This is a genomic window from Haloarcula sebkhae (genome assembly GCF_014647415.1).
GTDB lineage: Archaea > Halobacteriota > Halobacteria > Halobacteriales > Haloarculaceae > Haloarcula > Haloarcula sebkhae.
On sequence record NZ_BMPD01000003.1, the window covers coordinates 1 to 25,730 of the forward strand.

Sequence of the window (25,730 nt, forward strand, 5' to 3'; positions counted from 1 at the left end):
AACGCGGTTCGCCGCCACCATTCATACCTTTCACAGCCCACTCGGGAGAGATATCTCTCCCGAGTGGGCTTTCCGTATTTATAACCAGTGCGTAACTAGGTAACTGGGTCGAGAAACAATGGCATGACCCGCGAAGTCAAACTGAACGAACTCACGGCGCTTCTTGAAACGGCGACGTATCCACTGTCGGTCGCGACTGCTCAGCAGGAGTTCGACGATGTACGACTCATGTATGCAGACGGTACTGGATCGGATCGATGACAAGCAGTTCGATTCTCCCGACGAGGCGCAATCGTCAATCTACAATACTATCCCGGTCGAAGGAGTCGGCGAGCCGGGCCAGTCAGAGGGTGAGGGCTGATCGAATTCGCTACGCTTAAACGACCGAGTTGACTACCACTATTCGCGCCAAGGTGGCAGAGTCTGGCCTAACGCAGCGGCCTGCAGAGCCGCCCATCGCCGGTTCAAATCCGGCCCTTGGCTTCTCGATCTCTCATACACCGATGTTTCCCGGTCAGTAACCTGAATTCACGCTCTTTTTCATGTGGAGATGACGTCACAGGAGTGCCCAAGACCAGTCGGGCACAGAACACGGGCCCCAATCAACGACTGTAGAAATGTACTAGCGGCTGTGATCCACATTCCCAGTTCAGTGTATTGAGGATCACTACGAAGCTACAGCCAACAGTATTGGACACCGGATTGATCGAGTGTTTCAGTCATCTCCGGTGGCATGCGCTTCGGGTGTCGCAGCAAGTTCCGGGATCAGCCGGTACCCAGTACCCGTCCCGACTGCAGCGGAGAACGCGATCGCCGTACCCAACTGTGCGACCGGGCCGAAGCCAGCGCTCGAAACCGCTGACACGACAAGAACTGTGAGCACGATTCCCACAAGACCGATCACCGCTTCGCGGACAGCGACGCGACGGAACCGGCGACGGCGGTCACTCGGTTGTGTTTGGAGGACCGGGAGCACATCGTGATATCGCGTCTGCACGAGGTAATTCGTCACTACAGCGAGCAGGCCAGCGATGAGCGTCCATGGTCCCCAGCCAATACCGAATGCCGGGTCAAAGTCGAGCGCAAATCCACTCGGCTCAGCTGGCTGTTGGCTTTCGGGTGTCGGCGGCACGGCCCCGCCGCCACTCACGGTTTCAGTCTCTTCCTGGCTGTCGATAGATGTGCCGGTTGGCTCGCCAGTCGATGTTTCGATGCCAGTACCACCGCTGCTTTCCCCAGCGGGTGCTTCAGTCGGTTCTCCAGTTGGCGTCACAGTTCCAGGCCTATCCGTACTCTCCTCGCCGGTGCCGCCATCGCTCGTATTAGTATCGCCACCACCACCTGTACCGGCGTCGTCGCTACCACCACTACCCGCATCTGTGCCGTCTCCATCGCCCGTGTTAGTGTCATTGCCGCCGCTACCTGTGTCAGTGTCATCACCGTTGCTGCCGCCCGTATCAGTGTCTGGCTCGGCATCCGGAACTTCCATCGTGTACGTCACTGTCTCGGAGAGGGACGATGGGCTGTCGGCGTCTGTCGCCACGGTGAACCCGAGTATTGCTTGCTCGCCCGGGGCAAGCGTAAGCGTGTTACTCACTTCATCGACCGACTCGCGTGTACCTGTGTCTGTGTTCCGGTAGATGTCCAACCACTCACTTTCGTGCTCGATCTGGATCGTCGCCGCTTCATCGCTACCGTTGATTCCCGCAAAACCAACGACAAACACGTCGTCGAATACGGTCTCGGTGCCGGAAAAAACGTCAACAGAAATAACAAGCTCGCCACTGCTGTCAAACGATGCGTAGCGGTCGCCGTTGGGCGTGTCAGCTGGAGCCAGCGCAACTCCGGTGTCCTCCGCCGGAGCGAGTTCATCAACGGGTTCTGAGAGCGGGACCGCGGCCGTGGACATGACTGTCCCGCAGACGACGAACACGAGTCCAAGGGCGAAGTACCATTTCATATCGTGGCATGTGAGACTGCATAACGCTACCGTGAGCCCGTCCGCCTACTGTTCAACAACAGACATCAGCTGGTACCGCTTGCTCCTGCTGTTCGTGCCGCAAAGACGATTGCATTGATCGAACTGATATCCTCTCCTTTGTTGCCGTTTCGAAGGTCAACGACAACTGTGAAGTCCTTGGAGTTGCCTGCGCTCAGGGAAACAGCATTATCACCGTCGCTGGAGCCATCGACGATTGTGTCTCCGTTGTACCGGATATCAAGCACGTCTCCGATGAGGTCGTTCGGGTCTGGCGTGATCGAACTGCTCCCCCCATCATCGTTCACCGAAACACTGAGTTCTTTGTCTGCGTTGTTTGTTATGCGAAGGACATCCCTAAATCGCGTTGTGGCCCGTTTATGTAGATCACTCTGCTGAATCTCAATCGTCCCGTTACTGTTGGAGCCGTCGGTAGTGATTAGATCAGTAGCATAGCTCTTGTCTGGATTTTGTTTAAAACTCACAAGCGCGCTTGCATCGTCACTAGTACTAAGCGTAACCGTCCGTGTCGCTTCAACTGAGGAGAATGCACCGGAGCCAAACGCGCCGCCGACAGTCGCACTGATTGTCCCGAGTCCGAGCAGGACACTTCGTCGATTTAGCCTCATCTGTTGTACTACAGAACGCTAGCCCACCAGTTACTATTGACGTGCCTGAGCGGGGTTAATGCCGTCCATTAACGCCTCAAGCACGGCTATAACCCCGCTCAAGCAGTACAATAGTAAGTCCCCGGAAACTGTTGTGGCTGGTACGGCACGACCATAACGTGCTGACTAACATATGAATCGCAGAAACGTACTTACGGGACTCGGCGGATTGGCAATCAGTGGTGGGGCGCTCTTCGGTACGGGCGCATTCACGAGCGTTACCGCGACGCGTTCAGTCGAAGTGAACGTTTTCGGTGCAGATAGTGGCACGGACGGGCTCGTAGACGGTGTAGACCAAACTACCGAAGACGATATCGCAGACACAATCACAAGCAACGCTGTCGATGTGCTTGTCGATACGTCGTCAAGTGACGTCTCAGTCAAAGGCCCTGACGGTAACTCCGCTACTGCAACAGACCTGTTCCCCGCTAACCCGGGGGCTTCAGACGGAGCAAACCCGGGCACAGATGGAACGTATGACAATGTGAGCCACGAGTACGTGAGCCTCGTTGCTAATGACGTGACAATCGTCTTTGGCGAAAATAACGGCCTCCCGCCGAACTCTACTCTCGGGTACACTGATCTATTTAAATTCGTGCCAAACGCTGACAGTAACAGTACGTTTGACGTTACGTTCGGGGGGGACAATGGCGGCAATGTGCTTACGCAGGTCGACGGAAAATCGGTTACCGATGGAGCAGTTATCTCAGTCTCCTCGAGTAGTTCTTCCGGTGCCGAAATCACGACAGAAACCTCGGCTAATAACGAAGACCTCGACATCAGCATTACAGAACAATAAAACTCAGACGTGAATCGCAGACTGGCTTTGACAACTCAGGAAGCTATTTAGCTCACTTCTACCTGTCAATGACTGCTATGATGTAGATATCGGGTAATTGCAGACAGCGCAGGTACCAGCTCCGGAGCGTCTTGCCACTGATGAACTGTAACATTGCCTCTATCTTAATTACTTACTGTAGCTAGTACACCGCGTCGCCTACTCACATCTTGGCACCCGACAGTATTCAACGCTCATAAGATCATAGACTCATCTGCTGTATTATCATAAATTCTATATATAAATATCTGCACCATCGTCTCTGAAGCTGTCAACACCATGCCCCGTCTGCTAACGGCCTAATATACATACAATTTTGTTACCATTGACATTCCAGAACGCTTTTACATATTATAAACTAATATGTCGACAATGGCAGTGGGTGGGAAGCAGCGCAACCAGACAGAGACTGGTAACGCGATTACACGGGACGAGGTGTTTGACTTACTCAGTAATCACCGCCGCCGATACGCATTACACGTAGCGAAGCAATCAGACGGTGACACAGAACTTTCGGATATTGCTGAACAGGTGGCGGCGTGGGAAAACGAGAAACCACAGAGTGAGATCACGTCCAGCGAGCGCCATCGCGTGTACACGTCAATGCAACAGACGCATCTGCCCGCGATGGACCGTGCGGGCGTGATCGAATACGACAATGGGACAGTCTCGCTGACCGAACAGGCAGCGGATCTTGACGTGTACATGGATGTCGTGCCGGAAGACTCCATCCCGTGGGGACAGTACTACCTCGGGTTGTCAGTTCTGTCGGGAGCTGTCGTTGGCGCTGCTGGGCTGGATGTGTTCCCAGCCAGTATTCCCGACCTCGCGTGGGCTGGTCTCGTCGTCATGCTGTTTCTCTGCTCCGGACTGTATCACGTCTGGCAGAGCCAGCAACTCCGTCTGGGAGCGGGCGAGACGCCCCCGGATGTTGAAACATGAGCAAGAAGTGGACTCGCCGGAGTGCACTTGCGCTGATCGGTAGCGGTGCCGGCCTCCTGACGTGGGGTACTGGTGGGTTCACAGACGTGACCGCTGACCGTCAGGTGAATATTAATACGACCCCTGACAGCCTGGATCATCCGCGGCTTGGAATTAACACCCTGGGCGACGGGGGTGGCCCCGGTCAGAGGGTGTCGTTGATAACGTTCCAGAACAACCTAGACGAAGAAATTGGAGTAAACCTGAATGCGGCCACAGTCGACAGTGATGATACCACTGAAGTGGCCGATCTGTTCAAAGGTGAAGGAATAGACCCTACTAATTACTTTGATGCGCCTGATAGCGTTGGGCCGGAAGAACAAGGGATAATCGAGGCAACACTTGACCTCCTCCCGGATGTGTCTATTGGTTCCGACCGCGAATATGACCTTCTGCTCGATTTTACTGCTGGAACTAAAAACGAAAACCAAACAATAACGCTAAGCCGAAAAGCGACAGTTACATACGAAGACCCACGAGTTTCGTACTGGGATTTTGAACAAATAGAGGGACAAACTGTCCCAGATCTCTGGAGCGGCAACGACGCCAGTCGTAAATACGTAGGGAAGATTGGCCCTTTCAGGTACGGCTATGAGCCAGACCCGGCAGACGGTGGTAATCGTGGCACCGTGCTCGATTTCCGTGGCGACAGATTCCGTTCCGGCGATGATGACGTTATTACGACATCTGACACCTCTAAGTTAGATTTCACCGACGACTTTTCACTTTCCGTCTGGATCAAACCGACTTCGATTCCGAATTTGTACGCGCGACTGTTCAGTAAATGGGATTCCCCTAGAAACAATCGAGAGTCTGACGCGGAGAAGGGATACCAGTTCTTCCTCGGTGAAACTGACGATAAATTTGATAACGAATTTGAAATCGGAATAGAAACCGGGCAGAGAAATGGCAAGACGACCAAAATAAAGACAGGTGCAACAGTAGATGAAGGCAAGTGGAACCATGTTGTCTGGACTCATACGTCGTCTAAGGAATCTGAAGATAGGGTATATGTAAATGGAGATCACGAAGGCAACGGATACAGTGGCAATCTGCCAGACCCGTATGGGTCCAATGAACCACTCCGGATAGGCAATGGGATTGGTGGTAATGACCGTCTCAGGTATCCGTTCAATGGTCTCATGGATGAGGCAAAAGCCTATGACACTGCACTGACCAGCGAGCAGGTAAAAAATCTCTACGAGACAAGCAAAGGCGGCGATGGCGGCAGCATAGGCGGCTAAGTCCCATGAGCGTATCTATCCGAAAATCACACTGTATGTAGTGCAACAAAACAATATGGCCAACAGCGACTCAAATGAAGCAGAAAACGATAGTGCATCAGTCCTGACGGGGCTGGTGACCACGCCGTACCGCAGGTTACCGGATATAAATGGTAAAAATAGATAACGTACTTTCAGCGTCTGTTCGCTCCGCCCTCAATCGCTGGTTTGTCCTGATATTACTCGTTACACTTACGCTAACGCTTGCTGGCGGCTACGTCACCTACGACAGCCATATCGACGGCGCGGAAACAGTTACTGAACAACAGACCGTCGGCACGTGGACGGTGGAAAGCGAGTTCGAACACGGGGCAACAGTGACGCGTGATACCGAGGTTTTCAGTTCGGGTGAGCAACTCAGCAACCGGTCGCTGTATTTTACGACGGCATCGCCCGAACTCGATGGCACGTACACGGTCTCACACGACAACACCGACGGGAACGCGGCAGTTACCTCGACGAACCTGTCGCTAGTGATCCGTGCGGTCGAGGAGCGAAACGGGAATCAGGTGGTCCACTGGCAGACACGCGACTCGCTCGACACGCTCGATGCTGTCGAGGTAGAAGACGGTGAAGCGGCAACCACCACAGTCAGCGTGGACATCCCGACAATCCTCAACCGTACCGAAGCGATACAGAACGATCTCGGGGCTGCCCCCGGACAAACCGAGGTTCTCCTCGTCGCCGACACAACTGTCGAGTCGTCAGTCGACGGAGAGACGTTCACCGACACTCGCACTGACCGCATCGAGATTGTGCCCGGACGGAGTGTCTACCGCGTCAGCACTACCACAGCGGGTGCGAGTCCCTACGACGCGACCGAGCAGGTGACCCGGACCATTGAGCCGACACGGCTGGAACTGTACGGGGGGCCTGTGCTCTGTATGCTCGGACTGCTCTGTATGGCTTTCCTCGGGACAGCACGCAGGCGTGGCTGGCTTGAAGTCACTGACCGTGAGCGAGCGCGCAACGAGTTCGAGCGTGCACGTGACGACTTTGATGAGTGGATCTCGACGGCACGAATCCCGGATACCGACGACCGGACACCTGTCCCGACGGACTCGCTGGTGGACCTCGTTGACATTGCTATCGATAGTGACAGGCGCGTCCTCGAAGATGGTGATCAGTATGCAGTCCTCGTCGACAGTGAAATCTACACGTACACGGCGCCACCGGCTGTCGACCCGCTTGCGTCACCAGCGACACGCAATACTGAGTCCGCTTCGGAAGACAGAGAAGGAGCGACGGCGTCGCTTTCAAGCCTGCTTTTCAACGACTCGGGCGAGGACGCTGATGCAACACACCCTGATGAAAACGAGATGTCTGATTCAAACGACGGGTGACGCCGTTGATCGGTCACTTTCTACAATCGCTGGTCGCCCCGGCATAGTTTGTGCTGCGTATGTCCCTCTGTGGCCACGACAGGTGTTAGATATTGATTTCGGGAGACACTGCTTGTGACTGTAATAAACGGTGGTCCGGAACGTGGTAGCCCATGATGACAGGGGGATCGCGCCGTCCCCTTCGACTCAGCAACACCGATTTATATTCTGCTGGTCTACATCGCGTAGCGACACATTGGCATGCTCCGAACGTATGTGACAAGAGGTCTGACAATCGGCGGGTTTGTGTTGGTTCTGGCACTCATCGTGGGTGCACTCGTCGGGCAGCCAGTGCTTTTGAGCTTCGTCGTGTCCGGAAGCATGTCGCCAACGATTCAGGAAGGCGACGGCTTCGTTGCGATTCCGGAGCAGGTTGCGGGCGACATTGAGCAGGGTGATGTCATCGTATTCCAGTCACAGGAGATTCGTGGTGGGGAGCTGACGACACACCGAGTTGTCGGCGAGACTGACCGGGGATACATCACCCGTGGGGATGCGAATCCGTTCACAGACCAGGACGGGGCCGAACCGCCCGTGACTGAAAGCCAGATCGTCGCGGTCGCCTGGCAACCTGGTGGACAGGTGGTGACAATCCCGAATTTCGGCACGGCCATCCTCGCCGGCCGCGTCGTCGTCACGAACATTCTAACTGCGGTCACGACGGTCCTTGGGGTTGAGCAGGCAGCCGAGTCCTGGCAGGCAGGATCAGTGATGCTGGTCTCCGGCGTGATACTGTTTGCAATAAGCATCGGCAGCGGGATCGTGAATAGGTCCTCGCGTGAACGGGCCCGTTCGCGTGGGCAGGATACCTTCGACCCGCGCTACGCCGCGCTCTTTCTGACTGCAATCATTATTGTGCCAGCCAACATCGCAATGGTCGCTCCGAGTTCGACCCACCAGATCCCAGCGGGTGAAATCGCAGCTGGGAACAACATCGCCCCCGGTGAACCGGTTGAAGCCACGCTTGTAGCTAACAACGAAGACGCATTGGTGACTATGCTCGTCGTGTTTAACGGGTCTGGTCGGACGACTATCGAGAACCGGTGGCTCGATGTGCCGGGTGGCGAAACGGACTCAACAGCGCTGTATGTACCTGCACCGCCACGAGGCGAACAGAAGGTTGTGACCGTCTCCGAGTACCGTTATATCGTTTTGCTGCCCCCTTCGGTCATTATCGCAATGCATGACATCCACCCATTGGTAGCATTAGGTGTGATTAATGCGGCGCTCACTGTTGCTGTGCTAGCATTCATTATTGGGTTGCTTGGGACAAGCAAACGACGTGTCCGCGACACTGACCGGGATATCCCGCTGTATTTGCGATTAAAGCGTAAATTGTTGTGACTAGGAATGGGATTGTTCAACGCAACGCAGCGTACTTGACGGCGCATCGTCCAAACACGTCGCAAACGGTAGTCGTGGTAGCTGTCGTTCCTCCGGGAAAATAGACCGCACAACAGGCCAATTTCGGCCGACAATACCACTGACCGCCTCGATTACTCTCTTTCGACAGGTATCGTGTGGACCTGCCGGAGCGGTTCGATGTGTGTTTTCGCCACCTCGTCCAGCGGAAAGGTCCCGTGGATATCGGCCGGAACTTGGCCGTGGACGAGACGCCCGAACGGCGCAGCGGCGGTGAGATACACCTGCTCGGCCAACCGAGCGACGGGGGCCGCGACATCGAGCCCTTCCAGCGCTTCCTTCACGGCCGCTTCGCCGACGTGGACGGACTCACCCTCGATCAGAATGAACGCGAACGGTGGGTCGTCGAACTGTGCCCGGAGAAACGCCTGAATCGCGTCGGATTCCCAGGGGACAGGCGTGATATCCGTGGCACAGCGGGTGATCGTCTCGGCAGCGCGCCGGAACAGGTCGGTACTGCCGTCGTAGACGAGAAGCGACTGAGTCACATCCACTGTAGGGGTTTGGACCGTTTGAACGTTGTGTCGTGTCACAACGGCTTATGCGTCTGCGCTCCGATGTTTCTGTATGGACGTACGGGACGAACAGACGGCCAGACTCCGCCGGCGACTCGAAACGGCACTGGAAAGCGCGCTTACCGATACTGTGTCGTGGACGGTCGCTACTGATGGCCCGGTCGTTGCTCGACTACCTGACCGCGAAATCGCGTTTGAACGGGCTGATGGTCCGGACGGCTACCGGTGGACGGTCGTGTTACGCGCGAATGGGTCGGTCGTGAGCAAGTTCGGGCAGTTCGAGACGATCGACAGCGCTGTCGAGAAGGTTGAGTCGCTTGTCCGGGCTGACGTTCGGTATACGGTTTGCTGTGACGGCTAGCTGTCACAGTTCTGAACCCAACCCGTGTGGCTAACTCGGCGGCTCCGTATCAGTCAGCAAACACCGCTTGGAGGCCAATCTCTATACGAACCCCGCACCAACAGACAGGCGTATGAGTCTGCTCAAGAACAAGCACCTCCTCAACGGGATCGTCTCACTAGTCGTCAGCGTCGGTATCACTGTCTGGCTGGCCGACGACGAAGATGCGCCGTGGAGCCTGACTGATATGGCTCTGGCCGTCGCTGTTTCGTCGTTCCTGTCCGGCTTTTTCACCAGTTACTTCGCTGACTGACAGTCAGGCGACCCTGTGAAGCGGGGGAACACCGATACCGCTCCGACCCGTCCTACTCGTATGGATGAACCAGAAGCCGTCGACGACTGGCCACACCGCCCGTTCTCGCCGGCTGAAGCCAGTGCCCTGCTGGATGACATCGACGGCGCTGTCGCGGTCTGGGTGATGCACTACGACAACGACGTTCGGTCGGCTGTCGTTCTCGATGATGCCCCCGAGGACGCAGTCATCGACATCGTCGTCGAGACCGACGCCGCATTCGAGATGTACAGTTACACGAGCGGCGTGTGGATGGACTACGGCACACAGCGAAAAGACGATCCGGATGCTCCGCCGATGGCAGGGACGCTCGACAGCTACGATGTTCTCGCTGGCGAATCTGAGACAGCCTGACCAGTGTGATGCATCTGCACCGCCGTTGCCGGGGCAAAACGGCCGTGCCACCCGCGTACCGATACACTCGAAAAGTAATCATTAAACGGCGCGGCGACTGACCCTCCTGATATGCAACGACGAGCCGCGGCGGCGTACTTCGCGTTCTTCCTCGTTATCAGTGTTGCTGCGTACGCCTACATCGGCGTCGCGGAGAGTCAGCGGCCGGCGGTGTCGCTCGACGCTGACGCCGAACTGACCAACGAGAGTGCATTCACTGTCGACGGAACGGAATACACAGCCACGAACATCCACATGTCCAGCGGCGGCGGTGGCGGCCACGGCGGCGGTGGCGGCAGTATGGCCGCTGACCTCTCGTGGACGAATGAATCGTCACAGTACACTGCGACGTTAGAGCACAACGCTACGACGACCTATCAGAACGACACCTACCGCGTGCACACCGACAGCAACGAGAGTACGGTGACCCTCGAAGAAGAACTCAACGTCAGTGGGCTCCTCGCCGAGGACTCCTCGGTCAAGAACACGCTAGCGACCCAGAACGGGACTGAGTACGTGGTCTACCGGTCGAACAATACGCAAGTCCCGCTGAGCGAGTGGCTCCCAGAGCCCGAGACGGTCTCGTTCACCACCGGCGACACCTACCCGTACGCGACCGACAGCGGGACGCAGGAGACCACGATCTCTGACGTGAGCGACAGTGGCGCGACGCTCGAATGGTTCGCCCCGCGCGAGAACACAATCGAACTTTCAGAGGGGGGAAATATCACGCTGAACGAGCAGCGGTTCTTCACGCACTTCCCCGACCACCACACCGTCCAGATCGTCCCGATTCAGCAGTACGGTCAGTATCAGGAGACACTCGACCAGCAGGACTACTTCCACGAGCGAAAGAACGGCATTTGGGGCATCTCGATCCTCTCGGGCATCGCTGCCGTACTGATGCTGGGGATGGCGTATATGCCCGTCCGCGGATAACAACGACGTCTGTTTTCGGCTTTTTCGGCGACTGACTTACGCGTCGGCTGCCCAGCTGATGTACGCCAGTCCGATACCGATCACACCCATCAGGACCGCCGCGATCATCTGTATAATCGCCGCGCTCATCGAGGCGTACGTCTGCCACGGCGTGCTGGCAATCGCCGCGAACGTGGCGACGACGAGCAATACACCGACGGTGACACCTAGTGGGCGCAACGGCTGCGAAAATACGCGCTGAACCGTACCGGTAGTTCCGTCCATACTGGTGACATTCGCTGTCTCTGTGGTAAATGAACCGGTCTCGGGCTATGCACTGTCGCGCCGCTTCTTTTGTGCATAGAATAGTGGGCCGGGAGAGAGTTGTACCGGAGCCAGATATGCTCACTCCGTTGCACGCGACTGGCAGGGTTCAACTCCCCCACAGCGTTACCACTATTCACTGTCGTTTTGCAGGGAAACGGGCCGGGAGGGAGTTGAACCCCCGACCATCTGGTTAAAAGCCAGACGCTCTGCCTAACTGAGCTACCGGCCCTCGCTATCTGCTCGGGGGAGCGGCGATTAAGGCCTTACGGTCCGTCGTCGAAGTACGACTCGATAGCCTCACTGATGACTTCCCCGGGGGACACTCCATCGAGTGCGGCCTGCCGGCGGAGCCGACAGTAGGCGTCGCGGTCGAGTTGCGTCCGCAACTCCCCCAGCGAGTACCCGTTCCTGGCGAGCGCTGCGTCCACGGACGCGCCGTCGTTGACACTGCTGGCAACGGATCGGATCTGGCGGACGGTGAGGTCGTGATCGAGGGCGGCCCACGCCAGCAGGAGGCGGGATTCGCCGGAGACTCTGGCGATGTGTTTGGCCGCTGTCGGCGCGATTTCTCCCTTGGCGACGTGAATACGGACGGACCGCGGGAGATCGTGCACGCGGGACCACTTGCGGATGAACGAGACCGACGCCTCCCCGCCGGCCCGTTCGGCAGCGGCCTTGTAGGACCCTTCACCGCGGACCAGAGCCGCACACGCGGCCGCGCCGCGCAGGATGAACACGTTATCGTCGGCGCCGGCAGTGTTCTCGGAGAACTTCTCGACCGTTCTGGCTGCGAGCTCGAGGCTCTCGGGGTCGTCGGGATCGAACTCGATGGCCTCCTCGGGTCGCTGGCCAGTGAGTGCTGGGTCCCCGCGGATAACCGGTTTACCGACCGGTGATTCACGGTCGGTCGATGGAACGTAATTGTCGGGCCCCTCAGGCATCGGTACGTGCTTGGGGAGCGCCGCACAAAAGTATCCCGTACAGGGGTGTCATACAGGCTATTGTAAGTCATTCCGGGATTTCGCCGACCCGGGCCGGCGCAATTAATACGCAGTCACAACAGTCTGTATCAGTCGTCGGAGGCGCTCTCGCGCTCTTCGCTCATGTGCTCCCAGATTTCTGTGCAACCGCAGCCGTCCTCGACGTTGTCGAGGTGGTCTGTGGTCGGCTCTTCGCGTTCGGCGTCGTCGTCGTGGGTCTGTTGTGCCTTCGTCATCGTTTCTGTCACAGCGGCGGCCTGCGTGGCCGCCACGTGGTGTCGTACTCCTTCATAATGGCCCCACTATCTTAAACACGGACTCTCCTGTAAGCTTGGCCCGCACTGCGACTTACAGGCAACATCTGTTTGTATCTCGTACAGAACCCAACAAATAGTGGGCTATTATACTCTGATGCAGTCACCGCATGACTGCGGTGGATTCGACCCGACCGCGGTGATACTTGCAACCGCCGATGCCCTCAGGTATCTCTGGAATCTAATGAGATGTAATGACGACCGACGTTCACCAGCTTGACGACGGGGCTTGGATTTCCGTCAACGACTCGCGGGAAGTGAACGTCTCGGACCTGTGGTTGTTGGCTCGAAGCGACTTCTGTGGGTGTGAGACGACGGATTTCCTCGCTGAGGGGTTCGTGAAAGTGGGGGTTGATTACCCGGATATTCAGGCGCGAATAGCCGGACAGTGTATCGCCTGCGGTGAAAGCGGCGTTACCGACTGGCTAACCGTCGGGCGCGTCGTAGACCCTAATTCCGGCGAGTTCTACGGTGTTGACCACGAAAGCGTCCATTTTCCGGAGAAGCGGACCCGGCTTGCCCACCCTGAGAAATAGGCAACAATTTCTTGTTTCGGGGAGTGGGGGAGACGGTTGACGGCAAAGTGTGTTGTATAAGTCTGTGAGACTTGTGAGAGAACACACTAGCTATGCCCAGTAAAGTCGAGAAATGGAAGGACGAGGTCTACGGTAACGAGATTCGGGAGCATCTGATGGAGTTCGCAGAAAAGGGCTGGGACGCCATCCCGGAGGACGAACACGACGCCTGGTTCGAGCGCTTCAAATGGTGGGGGCTGTACCACCAGCGCTCCGGCCAGGAGTCGTATTTCATGATGCGTATCGGGACGCCAAACGGCGTCATCAAGCCGGGCCAGCTCGAAGTCATCGGCGAAATCGCGAAGGAGTACGCGACCGGTCCCGTCGACAACCCCGAGTTCGGTGAGGCCTACTGTGACTGGACGACCCGCCAGTCCATTCAGCTCCACTGGATCAAGCTGGAGGACATCCCGGAAATCTTCGAGAAGCTCGAAGCCGTCGGTCTGGGAACCCAGCAGGCCTGTGGCGACTCCTGGCGGAACATCGTCGGCTGTCCCGTCGCCGGTAAGGACAAACACGAGCACGTCGACGCCTGGCCCGTCGCTGAGGATCTCCACGAGACGTTCAAGGGCAACGACGATTACTCGAACCTCCCGCGCAAGTGGAAGGTCGCCATCGCCGGCTGTGACGAGGGCTGTGGACAGGGCGACATCAACGACCTCGCCTTCGAGCCCGCTGAGAAGGATGGCGAACTCGGATTCAACGTCCGTATCGGCGGGGGTCTCTCTCGCAAGGAACCGCGCCTCGCCCGTGACATCGACGTGTGGGTCCCGCCGGAGCAGGCCGCTGATGTGGCCCACGGTATGTCTTCGCTCTTCCGTGACTACGGTGACCGCGAGGACCGCTTCAACGCTCGCATCAAGTTCCTCATGGACGAGTGGGGTCCGGAAAAGATGCGCTCGGTCCTGCAGGAGGAGTACGTCGACTTCGAACTCCCGACTGCTGGCGAGGACATGCGCGACCAGTACAGCTACAACACCGGGTCCCAGGACGGGCACAACGACCACGTCGGGATCCACGAGCAGAAGGACGGCAACTACTACATCGGCCTGAACGTGCTGGTCGGCCGCATGGGTGCCGATGACGTGCTGGAACTCGCGGAACTCGCCGACGAGTACGGCTCCGGCGAGGTCCGACTGACCCAGCGTCAGAACATCATCGTCACCGACGTGCCCGAGGAGAACCTTGACGAGTTCACCAGCGAACCCCTGCTGGAGAACTACTCCCCGGACCCGTCCCCGTTCATGCGCGGCTCCATCGCCTGCACGGGCACGGAGTACTGCTCGCTCTCGATCGTCGAGACGAAGAACCGCCAGGTGCGGTACGCCCGCTGGCTCAAGGACAACGTCGAACTGCCCGAGGACCACAAGGACTTCCACATCCACCTCTCGGGCTGTACGGCCTCCTGTGCCCAGCCCCAGATCGCCGACGTGTCCCTACGCGGGATGAAGACCCGCAAGGACGGCGAACCGGTCGAGGCGCTCGACATCGGCCTCGGCGGCGGCCTCGGCGACGACCCGCGCTTCGCTGACTGGGTGGAGATGCGCGTCCCGGCCGACGAAGTCCCCGGCGCGATCAAGAACCTCGTCAACAACTTCGAGGACGCCCGTGAGGGCGGCGAGACCTTCCGTGACTTCGTCGAGGACCGCGACGAGGAGACGCTGGCCGAGATGGTCGAACCAGAGGAAACGGACTACCACGACCCGTACATGCACAACACGAAGATGACGTGGTACCCCTACGCAGAGGACGACGACATGCAGTCCTCGCCCGCGCCGACCGACGGCTCCGGCGAGCCGCTCCCCTCTGACGACTAAGACGTACTGCTGGGCACTCTCGGTTCGACTTTGGCGAATCGTGTGGTTGCTCTCTGCTATCTTTCATACGCAGTGTTGGCCGGGAGCGCGCTCCGTCGCGCGACCCGGGGAAAGGCAGGTCTGCCTGAGAATCAGACATAACTTTAGCTGTCGTTGCTGTTGAGCATACCGCGAGCGAAGCGAGCGGTTTCACGCGAATCGCGTCGCGATTCGCGCTTTTTTCGCCCACGTTTTTTGACCGGGGTTGAGCGCTCGCCAGCGGCGAGCGCGAACCCCCGGTGAAAAAAGGTGGTTGGTAAGCCTTATTCGCGGCACTGGCGTACCTGTTGGTGGCAGCGGGAGGCCGGCTCCCGTGGCGCAAGCCATGAGGAAAGTCCCCCCACCTGTCGGACAGGTGACCGGGCGCAAGCCCGGGGCGGGAGACCGTCGGCTCTGGAACAGCAACGACACGTCGTCGCCGGACCGATGAGGTGTGCGAATCCCGAGCGAGGCTGGTCGTGCCCCACCAGACGGTGCGGCACGCGGCCAAAGCGAGGGAGAGCTAACCCACCGAGGGCAGTCGCGACCCGGTGACTCCGGGGCGCGCGTTCGTGGACCACAGTTGTGCTCCACACGTGGGCCGCAGACGCCCCACGCATTCCGTGGGCCGCTGACGCGCCCCACGCCTCCGGCGACGGACCGATGGAACGGCGAAACCTCACCGGTGCAAGGCCGCGTCGACAGGTAGTCCGGTGCCGCGCGCAAGCGCTGGACGTGGCCGCTCAGCCGAATGCTGGCCCGAACAGAAGGGGGCTTACTCCCCGCAGCCATACGAGCCTTCGAGCGGCGGGTCCGATGGTTACAAGCCCGCGCCGGCCACAGGCCAGAGTATGACCGCAGCCGACCTTATCGACGCAGTTCGTGACGACCAGCAGACGGAACTCTCTCGACTGGGCTCTTCGAAGACGCTGTACGCCGACACCCGCGGCGAGATGGAACCGGACGTGGTACTGGCGGCGGCGGCCGCCCGCGAGCAAGCGGCCCACGAGACGTTCGACGGCTGGGGCGACGACGACCACGACGACGCGGCTGCGCTGTTTGCCGACGCAGCCGCCGAGACGGCCGAGCGCCGTGACAGCCTCGACGCCGAGCCGGTCGACCGAACGCCGGCGATGCACGACGTACTCGACGACCTCGACGGGACCGTCGAGCGACTCGGCGGCTTCGTCGGCTGGACGCTCGTCGACAAGAAGGTCAAAGAGCAGTACACCGGCTTCTTCACCGGGCAGGCGGACCCACAGACCGCGAGTACGTTCCGCAGCGCCGGCAGCGACGTGGTGGACCTCCGCGACGAAGCCGCCGAACTGCTCGATGCCGCGTGCGAGAGCGACGACGACTGGGACGCCGCGGAGGCGGCTGCTATCGACGTTGTTTCGACAGCGTACGACGAGTACTTCGAGACGCTCGAAGACCTCGGCGTGAACCCGAAGCCGGTCTGCTAACGCCTCACGAACCACGCGGCTCAAGTCCGTCCAGCCCGACGTGTGAGTAATGAGCGACACCGACGGACCACTCTCTATTGACCGACCGGACGTCGACCGTGCGTTCCGCGTCGACGCCCCGTTCGAGCCGGCGGGCGACCAGCCCGAGGCCATCGAACAGCTCGCGTCGGGCTTCCGGCAGGGGATGGACCGACAGACCCTACTCGGTGTGACCGGCTCCGGGAAGACAAACACCGTTTCGTGGGTCGTCGAGGAGATCCAGCAACCGACCCTCGTCATCGCCCACAACAAGACGCTCGCGGCCCAGTTGTACGAAGAGTTCCGCGAGCTGTTCCCGGACAACGCCGTCGAGTACTTCGTCTCCTACTACGACTACTATCAGCCCGAAGCGTACGTCGAGCAGACGGACACGTTCATCGACAAGGACGCCTCGATCAACGACGAGATCGACCGGCTGCGCCACTCCGCGACGCGCTCGCTACTCACCCGCGACGATGTCATCGTCGTCGCGTCGGTGTCGGCCATCTACGGGCTCGGTGACCCGCGCAACTACATCGACATGTCCCTCTCGCTTGAGGTGGGCCAGGAGATCGAGCGCGACGAACTGCTCGGTCGGCTGGTCGACCTGAACTACGAGCGCAACGACGTGGACTTCACGCAGGGGACTTTTCGCGTGCGCGGGGACACGCTGGAGATCTACCCGATGTACGGCCGCTACGCCCTCCGCGTGGAGTTCTGGGGCGACGAGATCGACCGGATGTTGAAAGTCGACCCGCTGGAGGGCGAGGTCAAAAGCGAAGAGCCAGCCGCGCTGTTGCACCCGGCGGAGCACTACTCGATTCCGGAACAGCGGCTCCAGCGAGCTATCGACGAAATCGAGAAACTGCTGGACCAGCGAATCAGCTACTTCGAGCGCCAAGGAGACCATGTCGCCGCCCAGCGCATTGAGGAGCGGACCACGTTCGACATCGAAATGATGCAGGAGACGGGCTACTGCTCGGGCATCGAGAACTACTCGGTCCACCTCTCGGACCGCGAGACGGGCGAGGCCCCCTACACCCTGCTGGATTACTTCCCAGATGACTTCCTCACTGTCGTCGACGAGTCCCACCAGACGCTCCCCCAGATCCGTGGCCAGTTCGAGGGCGACAAGAGCCGCAAGGAGAGCCTCGTCGAGAACGGCTTCCGCCTGCCGACGGCCTTCGACAACCGCCCGCTCACCTTCGAGGAATTCGAGGAGAAGACCGATCAGACGCTGTACGTGAGCGCCACGCCCGGGGACTACGAGCGCGAACACAGCGACCAGGTCGTCGAGCAGATTGTCCGTCCGACCCACCTCGTCGACCCAGCCGTCGAAATCACGTCGGCGACGGGACAGGTCGAGGATCTGCTCGGACGCATCGACGACCGCGTCGAACGCGACGAGCGGGTACTTGTGACCACGCTCACGAAACGGATGGCTGAGGACCTCACGGAATACCTCGAAGAGTCCGGTGTGAACGTCGCCTACATGCACGACGAGACGGACACGCTGGAACGCCACGAACTCATCCGCTCTCTCCGACTGGGCGACATCGACGTACTGGTCGGTATCAACCTCCTTCGGGAGGGACTGGACATTCCGGAGGTGTCCCTCGTGGCGATTCTCGATGCTGATCAGGAGGGGTTCCTGCGGTCGGAGACGACGCTCGTCCAGACGATGGGGCGGGCCGCCCGGAACGTCAACGGCGAGGTCGTGCTGTACGCCGACGAGCGGAGCAACGCCATGCAGTCGGCCATTCAGGAGACCCAGCGCCGCCGGCGCATCCAGCAGCAGTACAACGAGGAACACGGCTTCGAACCGACCACCATTGAGAAGGAGGTCGGCGAGACGAACCTGCCCGGTAGCAAGACCGATACCGGCGGTATTTCCAGTGACGGAGCGAGCGACGCCGACGAAGCCGCTCGCCAGATCGAACAACTGGAAGAGCGGATGCAGGAGGCCGCGGACAATCTTGAGTTCGAACTGGCGGCGGACATCAGAGATCGCATCCGCGAACTGCGCGAGGAGTTCGATCTCGACGGCGGTGACGACAGCGACGGCGTGCCGGCACCTGGACCGGAGTTCTGACGGGCCGATTCGGACCGCCGGTCTGGGGAACCGATTTGTACCCTGAAATAAAATGGTACGTATCCCGATGCCAGCTCTGTCGGGAGAGACCATGCTCGACTCTATCCGTTCTCTGGGCAGCGGCGTCTCGCCGACCGGACTCGTCGTCGCCGGCCTCGGGTTTCTTCTGACCCGCTTCACGGTCACGCTGGCGGTCAGCGACGGCCCGATGGCGTTCGTCTTTGGCGGCGTGTTGCCGCTGGTACTCGGGCTGGGGTTGTCTGCGTTCGGTGTCGCCCTCGCCGTCGGTGAGTTCGAACGCGCTTTCGTTCGGACGGTCACGCTGTGGTGTCTTGCGGGGACCGGTGCGATGTTCGTCCTCGTTCTGGTGACGCTGGTTGGCAACGGTAGCATGGGGCCGCTGTCAACCGCGGGGAGTCGGTCGTACCTGTCGAACTTCCTCATTGGTGGCGGCGTCGGTGGGGCACTTACCGGTGTCTACGCCGGGCGGTCGAACCGGCAGCAACACGAACTCGAACAGCAGGCCGCCAGGCTAGATCTGGTCAACCGTATCCTTCGGGACAGGGTCCTGAACGCGCTGACGGTCATTCGAGGCCGGGTAGAGATTGCGGAGTCACGGGACAGTATCGGTCCGGCCGACGTTCTGTCGGTCATCGACGATCGCTCGGCCGGTGTCCAGCAGGTCGTCGAGAACATGAAACACATCACCCGTGGCGGGACTGATCTGTCGCTGGACGCCGTCCCCGTGGTCCCGTGCGTGGAGTCGGGTGTCGACGCCGTCCGCGAGACACACCCGTCGGCCGACTACGACCTGCGGGCCGACGTGCCTGCGGACCTTCGCGTGCAGGCTAACACGATGCTGGACAATCTTGTCGCGCACCTAGTCGAGAACGCGGTCGTCTACAATGACAGCGATAGCCCCCGCGTCGAGGTTGGGGTCACCGCCACTGAGGACACTGTCGCCATTAGCGTCAGCGACAACGGCCCGGGGCTGCCTGAGAGGCAACTCGACCTGCTTACCCGCGGTGAAATCGGGTCGTACGAGGACCGCTCGACCGGCTTCGGGCTGGACCTCGTTCGCTTGCTCGTCCAGAGCTACGGCGGGCGGACGGCGGCTACCGTCACGGGCGACGGAACGACAGTCACGCTGACACTGCCGCGCGTTTCGGCCGAAGACGGCGTCGTGAAGGCCACGTCCGACGACGTGCTGGGACTCTCGCCGCGCCGTCTGGGCCTGGCTGCCGGGGCGTCAATCATCGCCGCCGTCGTCATGGGCGTCCCGATACAGGTCCTCTCCGGTGGCGTCCCGGTCATTGGGGCGCTGTACGGCGTCCAGAACGCGCTGGTCGGCTGGCTCACACACGGGTTCCACAGCGTCGTCTTCGGGCTGGTGTATGCCGCGCTGGTCCGAACCGCGCCAGACCACCTCTCCGACCGACTCCAATACTACGGACTCGCCCTCGGCTGGTCACTCACGCTCTGGCTCGTGGCAGCCGGGTTCGTCATGCCGGTGTGGCTCTCGCTGGTCGGTATCGAGGCAAGTCTCCCGAATCTCAGCGCGGTGGCGCTTCTATCCCATCTCCTCTGGGGCGGCTCTCTGGCCGCACTCTACCGCTACGGCTGCCGTGTTTGGCCTCCATGACCCACGTGTGCGACTTGCGTCAGTCGCTGAATCCTGCTATCATCCACATTTGGACTAATACAACCAAAATTGTTTTACGCGCTACTGCAGTTGTATAGCGTGATGTCCCGCGTCTCGCTCCCACACGATGCGAAGGCCGGTCCCACCAAGCCGGAGGTCCGGGCCGTCCTCGCTAGCAAACTCGCTCTCACCGGGTCCGACCACTTCGCGGAGGTCGGTTCCTGTACCGGTGCCGTCACCATCACGGCGGCGCGCCGGGCCGGGCGGGTCACTGCGCTCGAACGCAAGGGGAACCGACTCGATGTGACTCGCAAGAATCTCGCCGCCAACGATATCGACGCTGACGTCGAGCTGCGCGAGGCCGAGGCCCCGGAGGGCTTGCCGGACGACGCCGACGCCCTGTTCCTCGGCGGATCACGCAACTACGAGGCCGTTCTCGATCACGCGGTCGAGACCGGCGTCGACCGAATCGTGATGAACGTCTCGCGGCTCGAAGTCGCCGGCGCGGCGACGGAGGCCTTCCGCGAGCGCGACATTCTGGAGGAGGTCGTCCAGTTCCAGGTGAGCCACGGTTACGAACTCGCCGGCGCGACGAGCTTCAATTCGGAGAACCCCGTCTATATGCTCGTCGGCAGCGCCAGCGAGGACGTTGCCGCCGACGGCGGGTCACCGTCCGAGACTGAAGCGACAAACGGAGGGGATCGATGACACTCTACGGCATCGGTCTCGGTCCCGGGCAGCCCGATCTGGTGACTGTTCGCGGGAAGCGCGCACTCGAATCGGCTGACGTGGTGTACTCGCCGGGACGGCTCTCGCGCTCGGTCGCGACCGAGCACGTCCCCGAGGAGCGTATCGGCGACCTCGACTTCCCGATGACACGTGACGAGGAGAAACTCCGGACAGCCTGGAAGGAAGCCGCCGCCGAGATCGCGCCGACCGCCCGCGACGGCGACGCCGCCTTCGTCACGTTGGGGGACCCGAACGTCTACTCGACCTTCGGCCACCTCCGGCGGACACTCGCTGCCTTCCACCCCGAGGTCGACCTCGAAGTGGTGCCCGGCGTCAGCGCCATGTCGGCGTTCGCGACGGCGCTGGGCGTCGAAATCACCGCCGGATCGAGCCTCGCACTCAGGGAAGCCGACCGCGGCGCGTCCCCGACCGGCCCCGACCGGATGATTCTGTTCAAGGTGACCGACGCGCCGGCCACTCACGAAGGGCTGGTCGAGGCCGGCTACGACGTGGTGTACGGCCGCCGGCTGTTCATGGAACAGGGCGAGACGGTCGTGACCGACGACCCGACCGAGATCGACGAGCGAGACTACTACACGCTGGCCTACGCCGAGAAGCCCGAGACGCGCGTCGAGCAGGCAACCGACGCCTTCCTCGAAGCGGCCGACGAGAGCGGCGTCGTGACCGACGGCGGCGAGCAGTCTATCGGTGAACTGGCGAGACAGGAACGCTCCGAAGCCGTTCTCTGCGGCGACGAGGTGAAGCATGACTGAACAACCGAGCGAGACGGACCCACAGACGGCAATCGACTCCGTCGCCGGGAACCGAGACAACCGCGTGTACGAGTACAGTGCCGGCGACGAGCAGGAGGGCATCCCCTTCGTCGGGGCCGGCCCGGGCAACCCTCGGCTGCTGACCGTCGCTGGCCGCGAACTGTTGGCCGACGCCGACCTCGTGGTCCACGCCGGGTCGCTCGTCAACAGCGAACTCTTAGAGGAGTACTGCGAGGACGCCGAAACGGTGTCCTCTATCGGCAAGGACCTCGAAGAGCTGATTCCGCTGATGCGGGACGCCTACGAGGCCGGCGACACCGTTGTCCGCCTTCACAGTGGCGACCCCGCGATTTACGGCGCGGCCCTAGAGCAGATGGACGCGCTCGAACACGAGGGCGTCCCAACCTACATCGTCCCCGGCGTCACCTCCGCGTTCGCCGCCAGCGCGACGATGCGAACCCAGCTGACCCTGAACGAGGTCGCGAACCACGTCGCCTTCACTCGCCCGCAGGGCAAGACGCTGGACGAGGACGAGGACCACATCTCCGAGTTCGTCGGCATGGGTGACGTGACGACTTGCATCTACCTGGGAACCCACGCCGTCAGCGAGACGATGGATCGGCTGCTCGAAGACGGCCACGACCCCGAAACCCCAGTAGCGGCCATCTACCACGCGTCCTGGCCCGATGAGGACGTAATCGAGGGGACGATTGCGACCATCGGCGAGAAGCTGGAGGACGCGGGCTATCGCGCTTCCGCGATGGTCGTCATCGGCGACGCCGTCGGTGGCGAGGACTACGAGCGGTCGTTCCTCTACGGTGACTGGGCGAACCGCGGGAGCGACGCGGATTCACAGGAGGCTGACGACTGATGAGCACTGACACAGACGACGACTCCGGTTCGCATGGTTGCAAAGCACCCGACTCAGACGGCGAAGTAGCCGAAAACATCGCCATCGTGGCCTTCGAGCGGAAGATGGACACGGCCGAGGACGTCGTCGACGGCATCGGCGACCGTTACGAATCCATCGACATCCTCGAATACCACGGCGACGTGTTCGAGGAGTACTGGGGCGAGTACGACTGCTTCATCGGATTGATGGCGAGCGGTATTGCGATGCGCAAGACCGCCCACCTGCTCGACGACAAGTGGGACGACCCAGCCATCTGTGTCGTCGACGAGGAACTCACGTGGGCCATCCCGATCACCGGTGGCCACCACGGCGCGAATCAGGTCGCCGACGACCTCGCAAGCATGGGCGCGGTGCCGGCGATGACGACCGCAAGCGAGGCCGCCGACAAGCAGGGCGTCGAGAAACAGGCCAAGGCGCTGGACGCGCACGTCGTCAACGGCGACTCGACCGTGGCGACAAACCTCGCCGTGCTGGACGACGAACTCGGCCCTATCGAGCGCCTCGACGGCCCGAAGGCCGTGCTGGTCGACGACGACGTGACGGTGCTCAAGCGGAACAAGGACGACGGCGTCGTGCTCGGTTGTGGCAGCGTCGCCGGCGCGGATGTCGAGCAGTTCCACGCGGCCTGGGAGCAGACACTCGACGAGGCTGACCTTGACCGCGACGACGTGGAGTTCGTCGCCACGGGCACCCGGAAAGCCGATGAAGAAGGAATGCTCGCCGCCGCGGAGGAGTGGGGCCTCGGCGTCGTTGCCTTCGAGAAGGAGACTCTAGAGGAGTTTGAAGGACCGACCCCCTCGCGGTCGAAGGAACTCATAGGGTGGCCGGGCATCGCCGAAGCGTCGGCCATCGCCGCCGGCAGCGAGCACGACCTGCTGGCCGAGAAGACCCGTTACGACGAGGCTGTGACCGTCGCTATCGGACGTTAAGCTCGCTTTTTGTCAGAATTCGGGTTTTCGTTTCGTCTTTTCGTCACCCAGCAGCTACTGAATTCTCCCTGGTAGTGCTTCGATAACTGTCTTGAGTTCACACCACTGTACAACTCTAAACTTATTTATTATGTGCGCTTGTGGTGACAAATGGCGCATGACAACACTACTCGAAGATAAGGTGGCGGTCGTTACGGGCGGCGCAAGCGGGTTCGGCCGGGCTATCTGCCGACGGTACGCGGAGCACGGCGCAGACGTTATTGTTGCGGACCGACAGGAAGACCCCCGCGAGGGCGGTGAACCGACCCACGAACTGGTCGAAGCTGAGACCGACCGGACGGCACATTTCGTCGAGTGTGACGTAACCAACCCCGACGATCTGGAGGTGGCCGTCGCCGCGGCCGAGGAACTGGGCGGTATCGATATCATGGTCAACAACGCCGGCATTTCGGAGATAGCGGACTTCTACGAGACCTCAGAGGAGGACTACGACCGGTTGATGGACGTGAACACGAAGGGCGTGTTCTTCGGCGCGCAGGCCGCGACCGAGGCGATGCGGGAGAACGGCGGCGGCACCGTAATCAACATGTCCAGCTCCGGGGGCATCCGCGGCACCGGTCTACTGGTCAACTACTGCACTTCGAAGGGCGCAGTCCGACTGTTCACCTACGCGCTCGCGGACCGCCTGAGCAACTACGACATCCGGGTCAACGCCATCCATCCGGGCTACAGCAAGACCCAGATGTTCAAGGACGAGCGCATCGACGACACGAAGAAGATGATGCTGAAGGAACTCATCCCCTCGGGCCGCTTCGGCGAACCCGAGGAGATCGCCGACGTGGCGACGTTCCTCGCCAGCGATATGGCCTCCTACGTCAACGGTGAGAGCGTTGTGGTCGACGGCGGGCTGACAAACACCTGACCGCGGGGTATCGACCTGTTTTGCGGTGCCATCCGCCGACGTGATACGGTTGACCAGCCACTGCTCTTGACGCTTCCTCGAACTCGAATACAACTGAACCACTCCCTCTCAACACGTACACTTGCACTAGTACAAGCACAATTGTTTTATGCGAAAGCGGTGTTGTACTCACCATGCGCCACAGTATCGAGATTCGAACGGCGGCTCTCGGAGACCCAGGATGAGCAGCGACGGACGCCAGTCGACAGCGGCCGCGGCCGAGGCGACGCGTCCAGCCGACTACGGGACGCTGTACGTGGTCGGCATCGGGCCGGGGCTCCCCCACGATATGACCCAGCGGGCGAAAGACGTCATCCAGACCGCTGACTGCATCATCGCCTCGAACCTCTATCAGGAGTTCCTCCGGAAGGACGGCACGCTCCCGCCCCAGTCGGCCGAACTCGACGGCGAAACCGACGACGGCGAAATTGCCGGCGAAGAGGGAGCCGTGCTGGAGCGACCCGACGGCAGCCGGCAGACGCTCATCCGGTCGTCGATGGGCAAACAGGTCGAACTCGCCCGCGAGGCGTTCGAGCGGGTCCGCGCCGGCGAGGACATCGCCCACGTCTCCGGCGGCGACCCGAACGTCTACGGGAAGTCCGACCTGCTGTTTACGATGGCCGACGCCGACGACGCCGACGACGTGCCCATCGAGATTGTCCCCGGCGTAACCGCGGCGCTGTCGGGGGCGGCGAACCTCGGCGCGCCGCTGTCGAACGATTTCTGTACGATTTCGCTGTCGGACAAGTGGCGCGGCTGGGACGAAATCGAGGAGAAACTCCGGGCGGCCGCGATCAGCGGCTTCGTCGTCGTCCTCTATAACTGCTGGCGCGACTACGAGCGGGCCGTCGATGTCCTCCGAGAGGAACGGGCGGACGACGTGCCCGCCGCTATCGTCAACGACTCCGGCCGCGGCGAGGCTGGGCGAAATCTCGACGACGAGACGGAGACTATCACCACGCTTGGCGACCTGCCCGAGCACGATGACAAGGTCGGCGGCATGGGCTCGTCCATCGTCGTCGGCACCCACGAGACCGAAGTCTGGCGCAACGACTACCAAGAGTTCCTCGTCACCCCGCGCGGCGGGCGTGACGTCGACGATTTCTGAC

At 60.6% G+C, this 25,730-nt stretch carries 27 protein-coding genes, 2 tRNA genes and 1 other RNA gene; 23 read left to right on the forward strand and 7 right to left on the reverse strand.

Annotated elements, in window-relative coordinates:
* Window positions 1–217 precede the first annotated feature (217 nt).
* Window positions 218–361, forward strand: a complete 144-nt coding sequence (locus IEY38_RS21235; protein WP_229775264.1) for a hypothetical protein — start codon at window positions 218–220, stop codon at window positions 359–361.
* 46 nt (window positions 362–407) lie between these two features.
* Window positions 408–483, forward strand: a tRNA-Cys gene (locus IEY38_RS09710).
* 232 nt (window positions 484–715) lie between these two features.
* Here IEY38_RS09710 and tafF read toward each other — a convergent pair.
* Together tafF and tafE are read right to left on the reverse strand one after the other, a co-directional pair.
* Complete coding sequence (gene tafF, locus IEY38_RS09715) at window positions 716–1,960, reverse strand: TafF family fimbrial protein (RefSeq protein WP_188977383.1); 1,245 nt, start codon at window positions 1,958–1,960, stop codon at window positions 716–718.
* A 65-nt stretch (window positions 1,961–2,025) separates the two neighbouring features.
* A complete protein-coding gene (gene tafE / locus IEY38_RS21930; RefSeq protein ID WP_049944027.1) occupies window positions 2,026–2,607 on the reverse strand; it encodes a TafE family fimbrial adapter protein in 582 nt (193 codons plus the stop codon).
* A gap of 172 nt (window positions 2,608–2,779) precedes the next feature.
* On the opposite strand from tafE, the gene tafA reads away from it, so the two are divergent.
* The 5 genes from tafA to IEY38_RS09745 all read left to right on the forward strand — a co-directional run bounded on the left by tafA (window position 2,780) and on the right by IEY38_RS09745 (window position 8,474).
* Window positions 2,780–3,445 carry a fimbrial protein TafA gene (gene tafA / locus IEY38_RS09725; protein WP_005536473.1) on the forward strand — a complete coding sequence of 222 codons (666 nt, stop codon included), beginning with the start codon at window positions 2,780–2,782 and terminating at the stop codon, window positions 3,443–3,445.
* A gap of 411 nt (window positions 3,446–3,856) precedes the next feature.
* Window positions 3,857–4,426, forward strand: a complete 570-nt coding sequence (locus IEY38_RS09730) for a DUF7344 domain-containing protein (RefSeq protein ID WP_188977385.1) — start codon at window positions 3,857–3,859, stop codon at window positions 4,424–4,426.
* On the forward strand, window positions 4,423–5,709 hold the full coding sequence (gene tafC, locus IEY38_RS09735) for a TafC family fimbrial protein (RefSeq protein WP_188977387.1): 1,287 nt from the start codon (window positions 4,423–4,425) through the stop codon (window positions 5,707–5,709). The genes IEY38_RS09730 and tafC overlap by 4 nt, the downstream gene beginning before the upstream one ends.
* A 149-nt stretch (window positions 5,710–5,858) precedes the next feature.
* Window positions 5,859–7,091: a DUF5305 domain-containing protein gene (locus IEY38_RS09740; RefSeq protein ID WP_188977389.1), complete on the forward strand. Its 1,233-nt coding sequence runs from the start codon at window positions 5,859–5,861 to the stop codon at window positions 7,089–7,091.
* A 285-nt stretch (window positions 7,092–7,376) separates the two neighbouring features.
* On the forward strand, window positions 7,377–8,474 hold the full coding sequence (locus IEY38_RS09745; protein ID WP_229775265.1) for a signal peptidase I: 1,098 nt from the start codon (window positions 7,377–7,379) through the stop codon (window positions 8,472–8,474).
* Between the two features lie 152 nt (window positions 8,475–8,626).
* Here the strand turns inward: IEY38_RS09745 and IEY38_RS09750 are convergent, their stop codons facing one another.
* Window positions 8,627–9,040, reverse strand: coding sequence for a hypothetical protein (locus IEY38_RS09750; RefSeq protein ID WP_188977393.1), 414 nt, complete (start codon window positions 9,038–9,040; stop codon window positions 8,627–8,629).
* Window positions 9,041–9,119: 79 nt separating this feature from the next.
* Between IEY38_RS09750 and IEY38_RS09755 the strand changes: the two genes are divergently transcribed.
* From IEY38_RS09755 to IEY38_RS09770, 4 genes are all read left to right on the forward strand, one after another.
* Window positions 9,120–9,428: a hypothetical protein gene (locus IEY38_RS09755; protein ID WP_188977395.1), complete on the forward strand. Its 309-nt coding sequence runs from the start codon at window positions 9,120–9,122 to the stop codon at window positions 9,426–9,428.
* 112 nt (window positions 9,429–9,540) lie between these two features.
* Complete coding sequence (locus IEY38_RS09760; protein ID WP_188977397.1) at window positions 9,541–9,720, forward strand: hypothetical protein; 180 nt, start codon at window positions 9,541–9,543, stop codon at window positions 9,718–9,720.
* Window positions 9,721–9,780: 60 nt separating this feature from the next.
* Window positions 9,781–10,113, forward strand: a complete 333-nt coding sequence (locus tag IEY38_RS09765) for a hypothetical protein (RefSeq protein WP_188977399.1) — start codon at window positions 9,781–9,783, stop codon at window positions 10,111–10,113.
* Between the two features lie 111 nt (window positions 10,114–10,224).
* Entirely contained in the window at window positions 10,225–11,091 is an 867-nt protein-coding gene (locus IEY38_RS09770; RefSeq protein WP_188977401.1) for a hypothetical protein, read from the forward strand.
* A gap of 36 nt (window positions 11,092–11,127) precedes the next feature.
* Here the strand turns inward: IEY38_RS09770 and IEY38_RS09775 are convergent, their stop codons facing one another.
* From IEY38_RS09775 to IEY38_RS09790, 4 genes are all read right to left on the reverse strand, one after another.
* The gene (locus tag IEY38_RS09775) at window positions 11,128–11,355 is read right to left on the reverse strand and encodes a hypothetical protein (RefSeq protein ID WP_188977403.1); all 228 of its coding nucleotides are present in this window, start codon (window positions 11,353–11,355) and stop codon (window positions 11,128–11,130) included.
* A gap of 197 nt (window positions 11,356–11,552) precedes the next feature.
* Window positions 11,553–11,626 (reverse strand) — tRNA-Lys (locus tag IEY38_RS09780).
* A 34-nt stretch (window positions 11,627–11,660) separates the two neighbouring features.
* Window positions 11,661–12,338, reverse strand: a complete 678-nt coding sequence (locus IEY38_RS09785) for a DUF7119 family protein (RefSeq protein ID WP_188977405.1) — start codon at window positions 12,336–12,338, stop codon at window positions 11,661–11,663.
* A gap of 128 nt (window positions 12,339–12,466) precedes the next feature.
* The gene (locus IEY38_RS09790; protein WP_170097536.1) at window positions 12,467–12,649 is read right to left on the reverse strand and encodes a hypothetical protein; all 183 of its coding nucleotides are present in this window, start codon (window positions 12,647–12,649) and stop codon (window positions 12,467–12,469) included.
* Window positions 12,650–12,885: 236 nt separating this feature from the next.
* Here IEY38_RS09790 and IEY38_RS09795 point away from each other — a divergent pair, with 236 nt between their 5' ends.
* From IEY38_RS09795 to IEY38_RS09850, 12 genes are all read left to right on the forward strand, one after another.
* Entirely contained in the window at window positions 12,886–13,227 is a 342-nt protein-coding gene (locus IEY38_RS09795; RefSeq protein ID WP_188977407.1) for a hypothetical protein, read from the forward strand.
* Between the two features lie 92 nt (window positions 13,228–13,319).
* Window positions 13,320–15,083 (forward strand): nitrite/sulfite reductase, encoded by a 1,764-nt coding sequence (locus IEY38_RS09800; RefSeq protein WP_188977409.1) that lies wholly within the window; start codon window positions 13,320–13,322, stop codon window positions 15,081–15,083.
* A 331-nt stretch (window positions 15,084–15,414) separates the two neighbouring features.
* An RNA gene (rnpB, locus tag IEY38_RS09805) (RNase P RNA component) lies at window positions 15,415–15,891 on the forward strand.
* A 61-nt stretch (window positions 15,892–15,952) separates the two neighbouring features.
* Complete coding sequence (locus IEY38_RS09810; RefSeq protein ID WP_188977410.1) at window positions 15,953–16,564, forward strand: rubrerythrin family protein; 612 nt, start codon at window positions 15,953–15,955, stop codon at window positions 16,562–16,564.
* A 49-nt stretch (window positions 16,565–16,613) separates the two neighbouring features.
* Entirely contained in the window at window positions 16,614–18,674 is a 2,061-nt protein-coding gene (uvrB, locus tag IEY38_RS09815; RefSeq protein WP_188977413.1) for an excinuclease ABC subunit UvrB, read from the forward strand.
* Between the two features lie 67 nt (window positions 18,675–18,741).
* The gene (locus tag IEY38_RS09820) at window positions 18,742–20,316 is read left to right on the forward strand and encodes a sensor histidine kinase (protein ID WP_229775266.1); all 1,575 of its coding nucleotides are present in this window, start codon (window positions 18,742–18,744) and stop codon (window positions 20,314–20,316) included.
* A 102-nt stretch (window positions 20,317–20,418) separates the two neighbouring features.
* The gene (cbiT, locus tag IEY38_RS09825) at window positions 20,419–21,024 is read left to right on the forward strand and encodes a precorrin-6Y C5,15-methyltransferase (decarboxylating) subunit CbiT (protein WP_188977415.1); all 606 of its coding nucleotides are present in this window, start codon (window positions 20,419–20,421) and stop codon (window positions 21,022–21,024) included.
* Window positions 21,021–21,818 (forward strand): cobalt-factor II C(20)-methyltransferase, encoded by a 798-nt coding sequence (locus IEY38_RS09830; RefSeq protein ID WP_188977417.1) that lies wholly within the window; start codon window positions 21,021–21,023, stop codon window positions 21,816–21,818. Before cbiT ends, IEY38_RS09830 begins: the two co-directional genes overlap by 4 nt.
* Window positions 21,811–22,689: a cobalt-precorrin-4/precorrin-4 C(11)-methyltransferase gene (locus tag IEY38_RS09835; protein WP_188977419.1), complete on the forward strand. Its 879-nt coding sequence runs from the start codon at window positions 21,811–21,813 to the stop codon at window positions 22,687–22,689. Before IEY38_RS09830 ends, IEY38_RS09835 begins: the two co-directional genes overlap by 8 nt.
* A complete protein-coding gene (gene cbiG, locus IEY38_RS09840; RefSeq protein WP_188977421.1) occupies window positions 22,689–23,660 on the forward strand; it encodes a cobalt-precorrin 5A hydrolase in 972 nt (323 codons plus the stop codon). The genes IEY38_RS09835 and cbiG overlap by 1 nt, the downstream gene beginning before the upstream one ends.
* Window positions 23,661–23,817: 157 nt before the next feature.
* Window positions 23,818–24,582, forward strand: coding sequence for an SDR family oxidoreductase (locus IEY38_RS09845; RefSeq protein WP_188977423.1), 765 nt, complete (start codon window positions 23,818–23,820; stop codon window positions 24,580–24,582).
* A 220-nt stretch (window positions 24,583–24,802) separates the two neighbouring features.
* The gene (locus IEY38_RS09850; RefSeq protein WP_188977425.1) at window positions 24,803–25,729 is read left to right on the forward strand and encodes a precorrin-3B C(17)-methyltransferase; all 927 of its coding nucleotides are present in this window, start codon (window positions 24,803–24,805) and stop codon (window positions 25,727–25,729) included.
* Window position 25,730: the final 1 nt, after the last annotated feature.

Excerpts from the sequence above, each read along its gene's own strand:
- IEY38_RS21235 (WP_229775264.1), top strand. The coding sequence starts at position 218 with ATGTACGACTCATGTATGCAGACGGTACTGGATCGGATCGATGACAAG.
- tafF (WP_188977383.1), bottom strand. The coding sequence starts at position 1,960 with ATGAAATGGTACTTCGCCCTTGGACTCGTGTTCGTCGTCTGCGGGACA.
- tafE (WP_049944027.1), bottom strand. The coding sequence starts at position 2,607 with ATGAGGCTAAATCGACGAAGTGTCCTGCTCGGACTCGGGACAATCAGT.
- tafA (WP_005536473.1), top strand. The coding sequence starts at position 2,780 with ATGAATCGCAGAAACGTACTTACGGGACTCGGCGGATTGGCAATCAGT.
- IEY38_RS09730 (WP_188977385.1), top strand. The coding sequence starts at position 3,857 with ATGGCAGTGGGTGGGAAGCAGCGCAACCAGACAGAGACTGGTAACGCG.
- tafC (WP_188977387.1), top strand. The coding sequence starts at position 4,423 with ATGAGCAAGAAGTGGACTCGCCGGAGTGCACTTGCGCTGATCGGTAGC.
- IEY38_RS09740 (WP_188977389.1), top strand. The coding sequence starts at position 5,859 with ATGGTAAAAATAGATAACGTACTTTCAGCGTCTGTTCGCTCCGCCCTC.
- IEY38_RS09755 (WP_188977395.1), top strand. The coding sequence starts at position 9,120 with ATGGACGTACGGGACGAACAGACGGCCAGACTCCGCCGGCGACTCGAA.
- IEY38_RS09760 (WP_188977397.1), top strand. The coding sequence starts at position 9,541 with ATGAGTCTGCTCAAGAACAAGCACCTCCTCAACGGGATCGTCTCACTA.
- IEY38_RS09765 (WP_188977399.1), top strand. The coding sequence starts at position 9,781 with ATGGATGAACCAGAAGCCGTCGACGACTGGCCACACCGCCCGTTCTCG.
- IEY38_RS09770 (WP_188977401.1), top strand. The coding sequence starts at position 10,225 with ATGCAACGACGAGCCGCGGCGGCGTACTTCGCGTTCTTCCTCGTTATC.
- IEY38_RS09775 (WP_188977403.1), bottom strand. The coding sequence starts at position 11,355 with ATGGACGGAACTACCGGTACGGTTCAGCGCGTATTTTCGCAGCCGTTG.
- IEY38_RS09785 (WP_188977405.1), bottom strand. The coding sequence starts at position 12,338 with ATGCCTGAGGGGCCCGACAATTACGTTCCATCGACCGACCGTGAATCA.
- IEY38_RS09795 (WP_188977407.1), top strand. The coding sequence starts at position 12,886 with ATGACGACCGACGTTCACCAGCTTGACGACGGGGCTTGGATTTCCGTC.
- IEY38_RS09800 (WP_188977409.1), top strand. The coding sequence starts at position 13,320 with ATGCCCAGTAAAGTCGAGAAATGGAAGGACGAGGTCTACGGTAACGAG.
- IEY38_RS09810 (WP_188977410.1), top strand. The coding sequence starts at position 15,953 with ATGACCGCAGCCGACCTTATCGACGCAGTTCGTGACGACCAGCAGACG.
- uvrB (WP_188977413.1), top strand. The coding sequence starts at position 16,614 with ATGAGCGACACCGACGGACCACTCTCTATTGACCGACCGGACGTCGAC.
- IEY38_RS09820 (WP_229775266.1), top strand. The coding sequence starts at position 18,742 with ATGCCAGCTCTGTCGGGAGAGACCATGCTCGACTCTATCCGTTCTCTG.
- cbiT (WP_188977415.1), top strand. The coding sequence starts at position 20,419 with ATGTCCCGCGTCTCGCTCCCACACGATGCGAAGGCCGGTCCCACCAAG.
- IEY38_RS09830 (WP_188977417.1), top strand. The coding sequence starts at position 21,021 with ATGACACTCTACGGCATCGGTCTCGGTCCCGGGCAGCCCGATCTGGTG.
- IEY38_RS09835 (WP_188977419.1), top strand. The coding sequence starts at position 21,811 with ATGACTGAACAACCGAGCGAGACGGACCCACAGACGGCAATCGACTCC.
- cbiG (WP_188977421.1), top strand. The coding sequence starts at position 22,689 with ATGAGCACTGACACAGACGACGACTCCGGTTCGCATGGTTGCAAAGCA.
- IEY38_RS09845 (WP_188977423.1), top strand. The coding sequence starts at position 23,818 with ATGACAACACTACTCGAAGATAAGGTGGCGGTCGTTACGGGCGGCGCA.
- IEY38_RS09850 (WP_188977425.1), top strand. The coding sequence starts at position 24,803 with ATGAGCAGCGACGGACGCCAGTCGACAGCGGCCGCGGCCGAGGCGACG.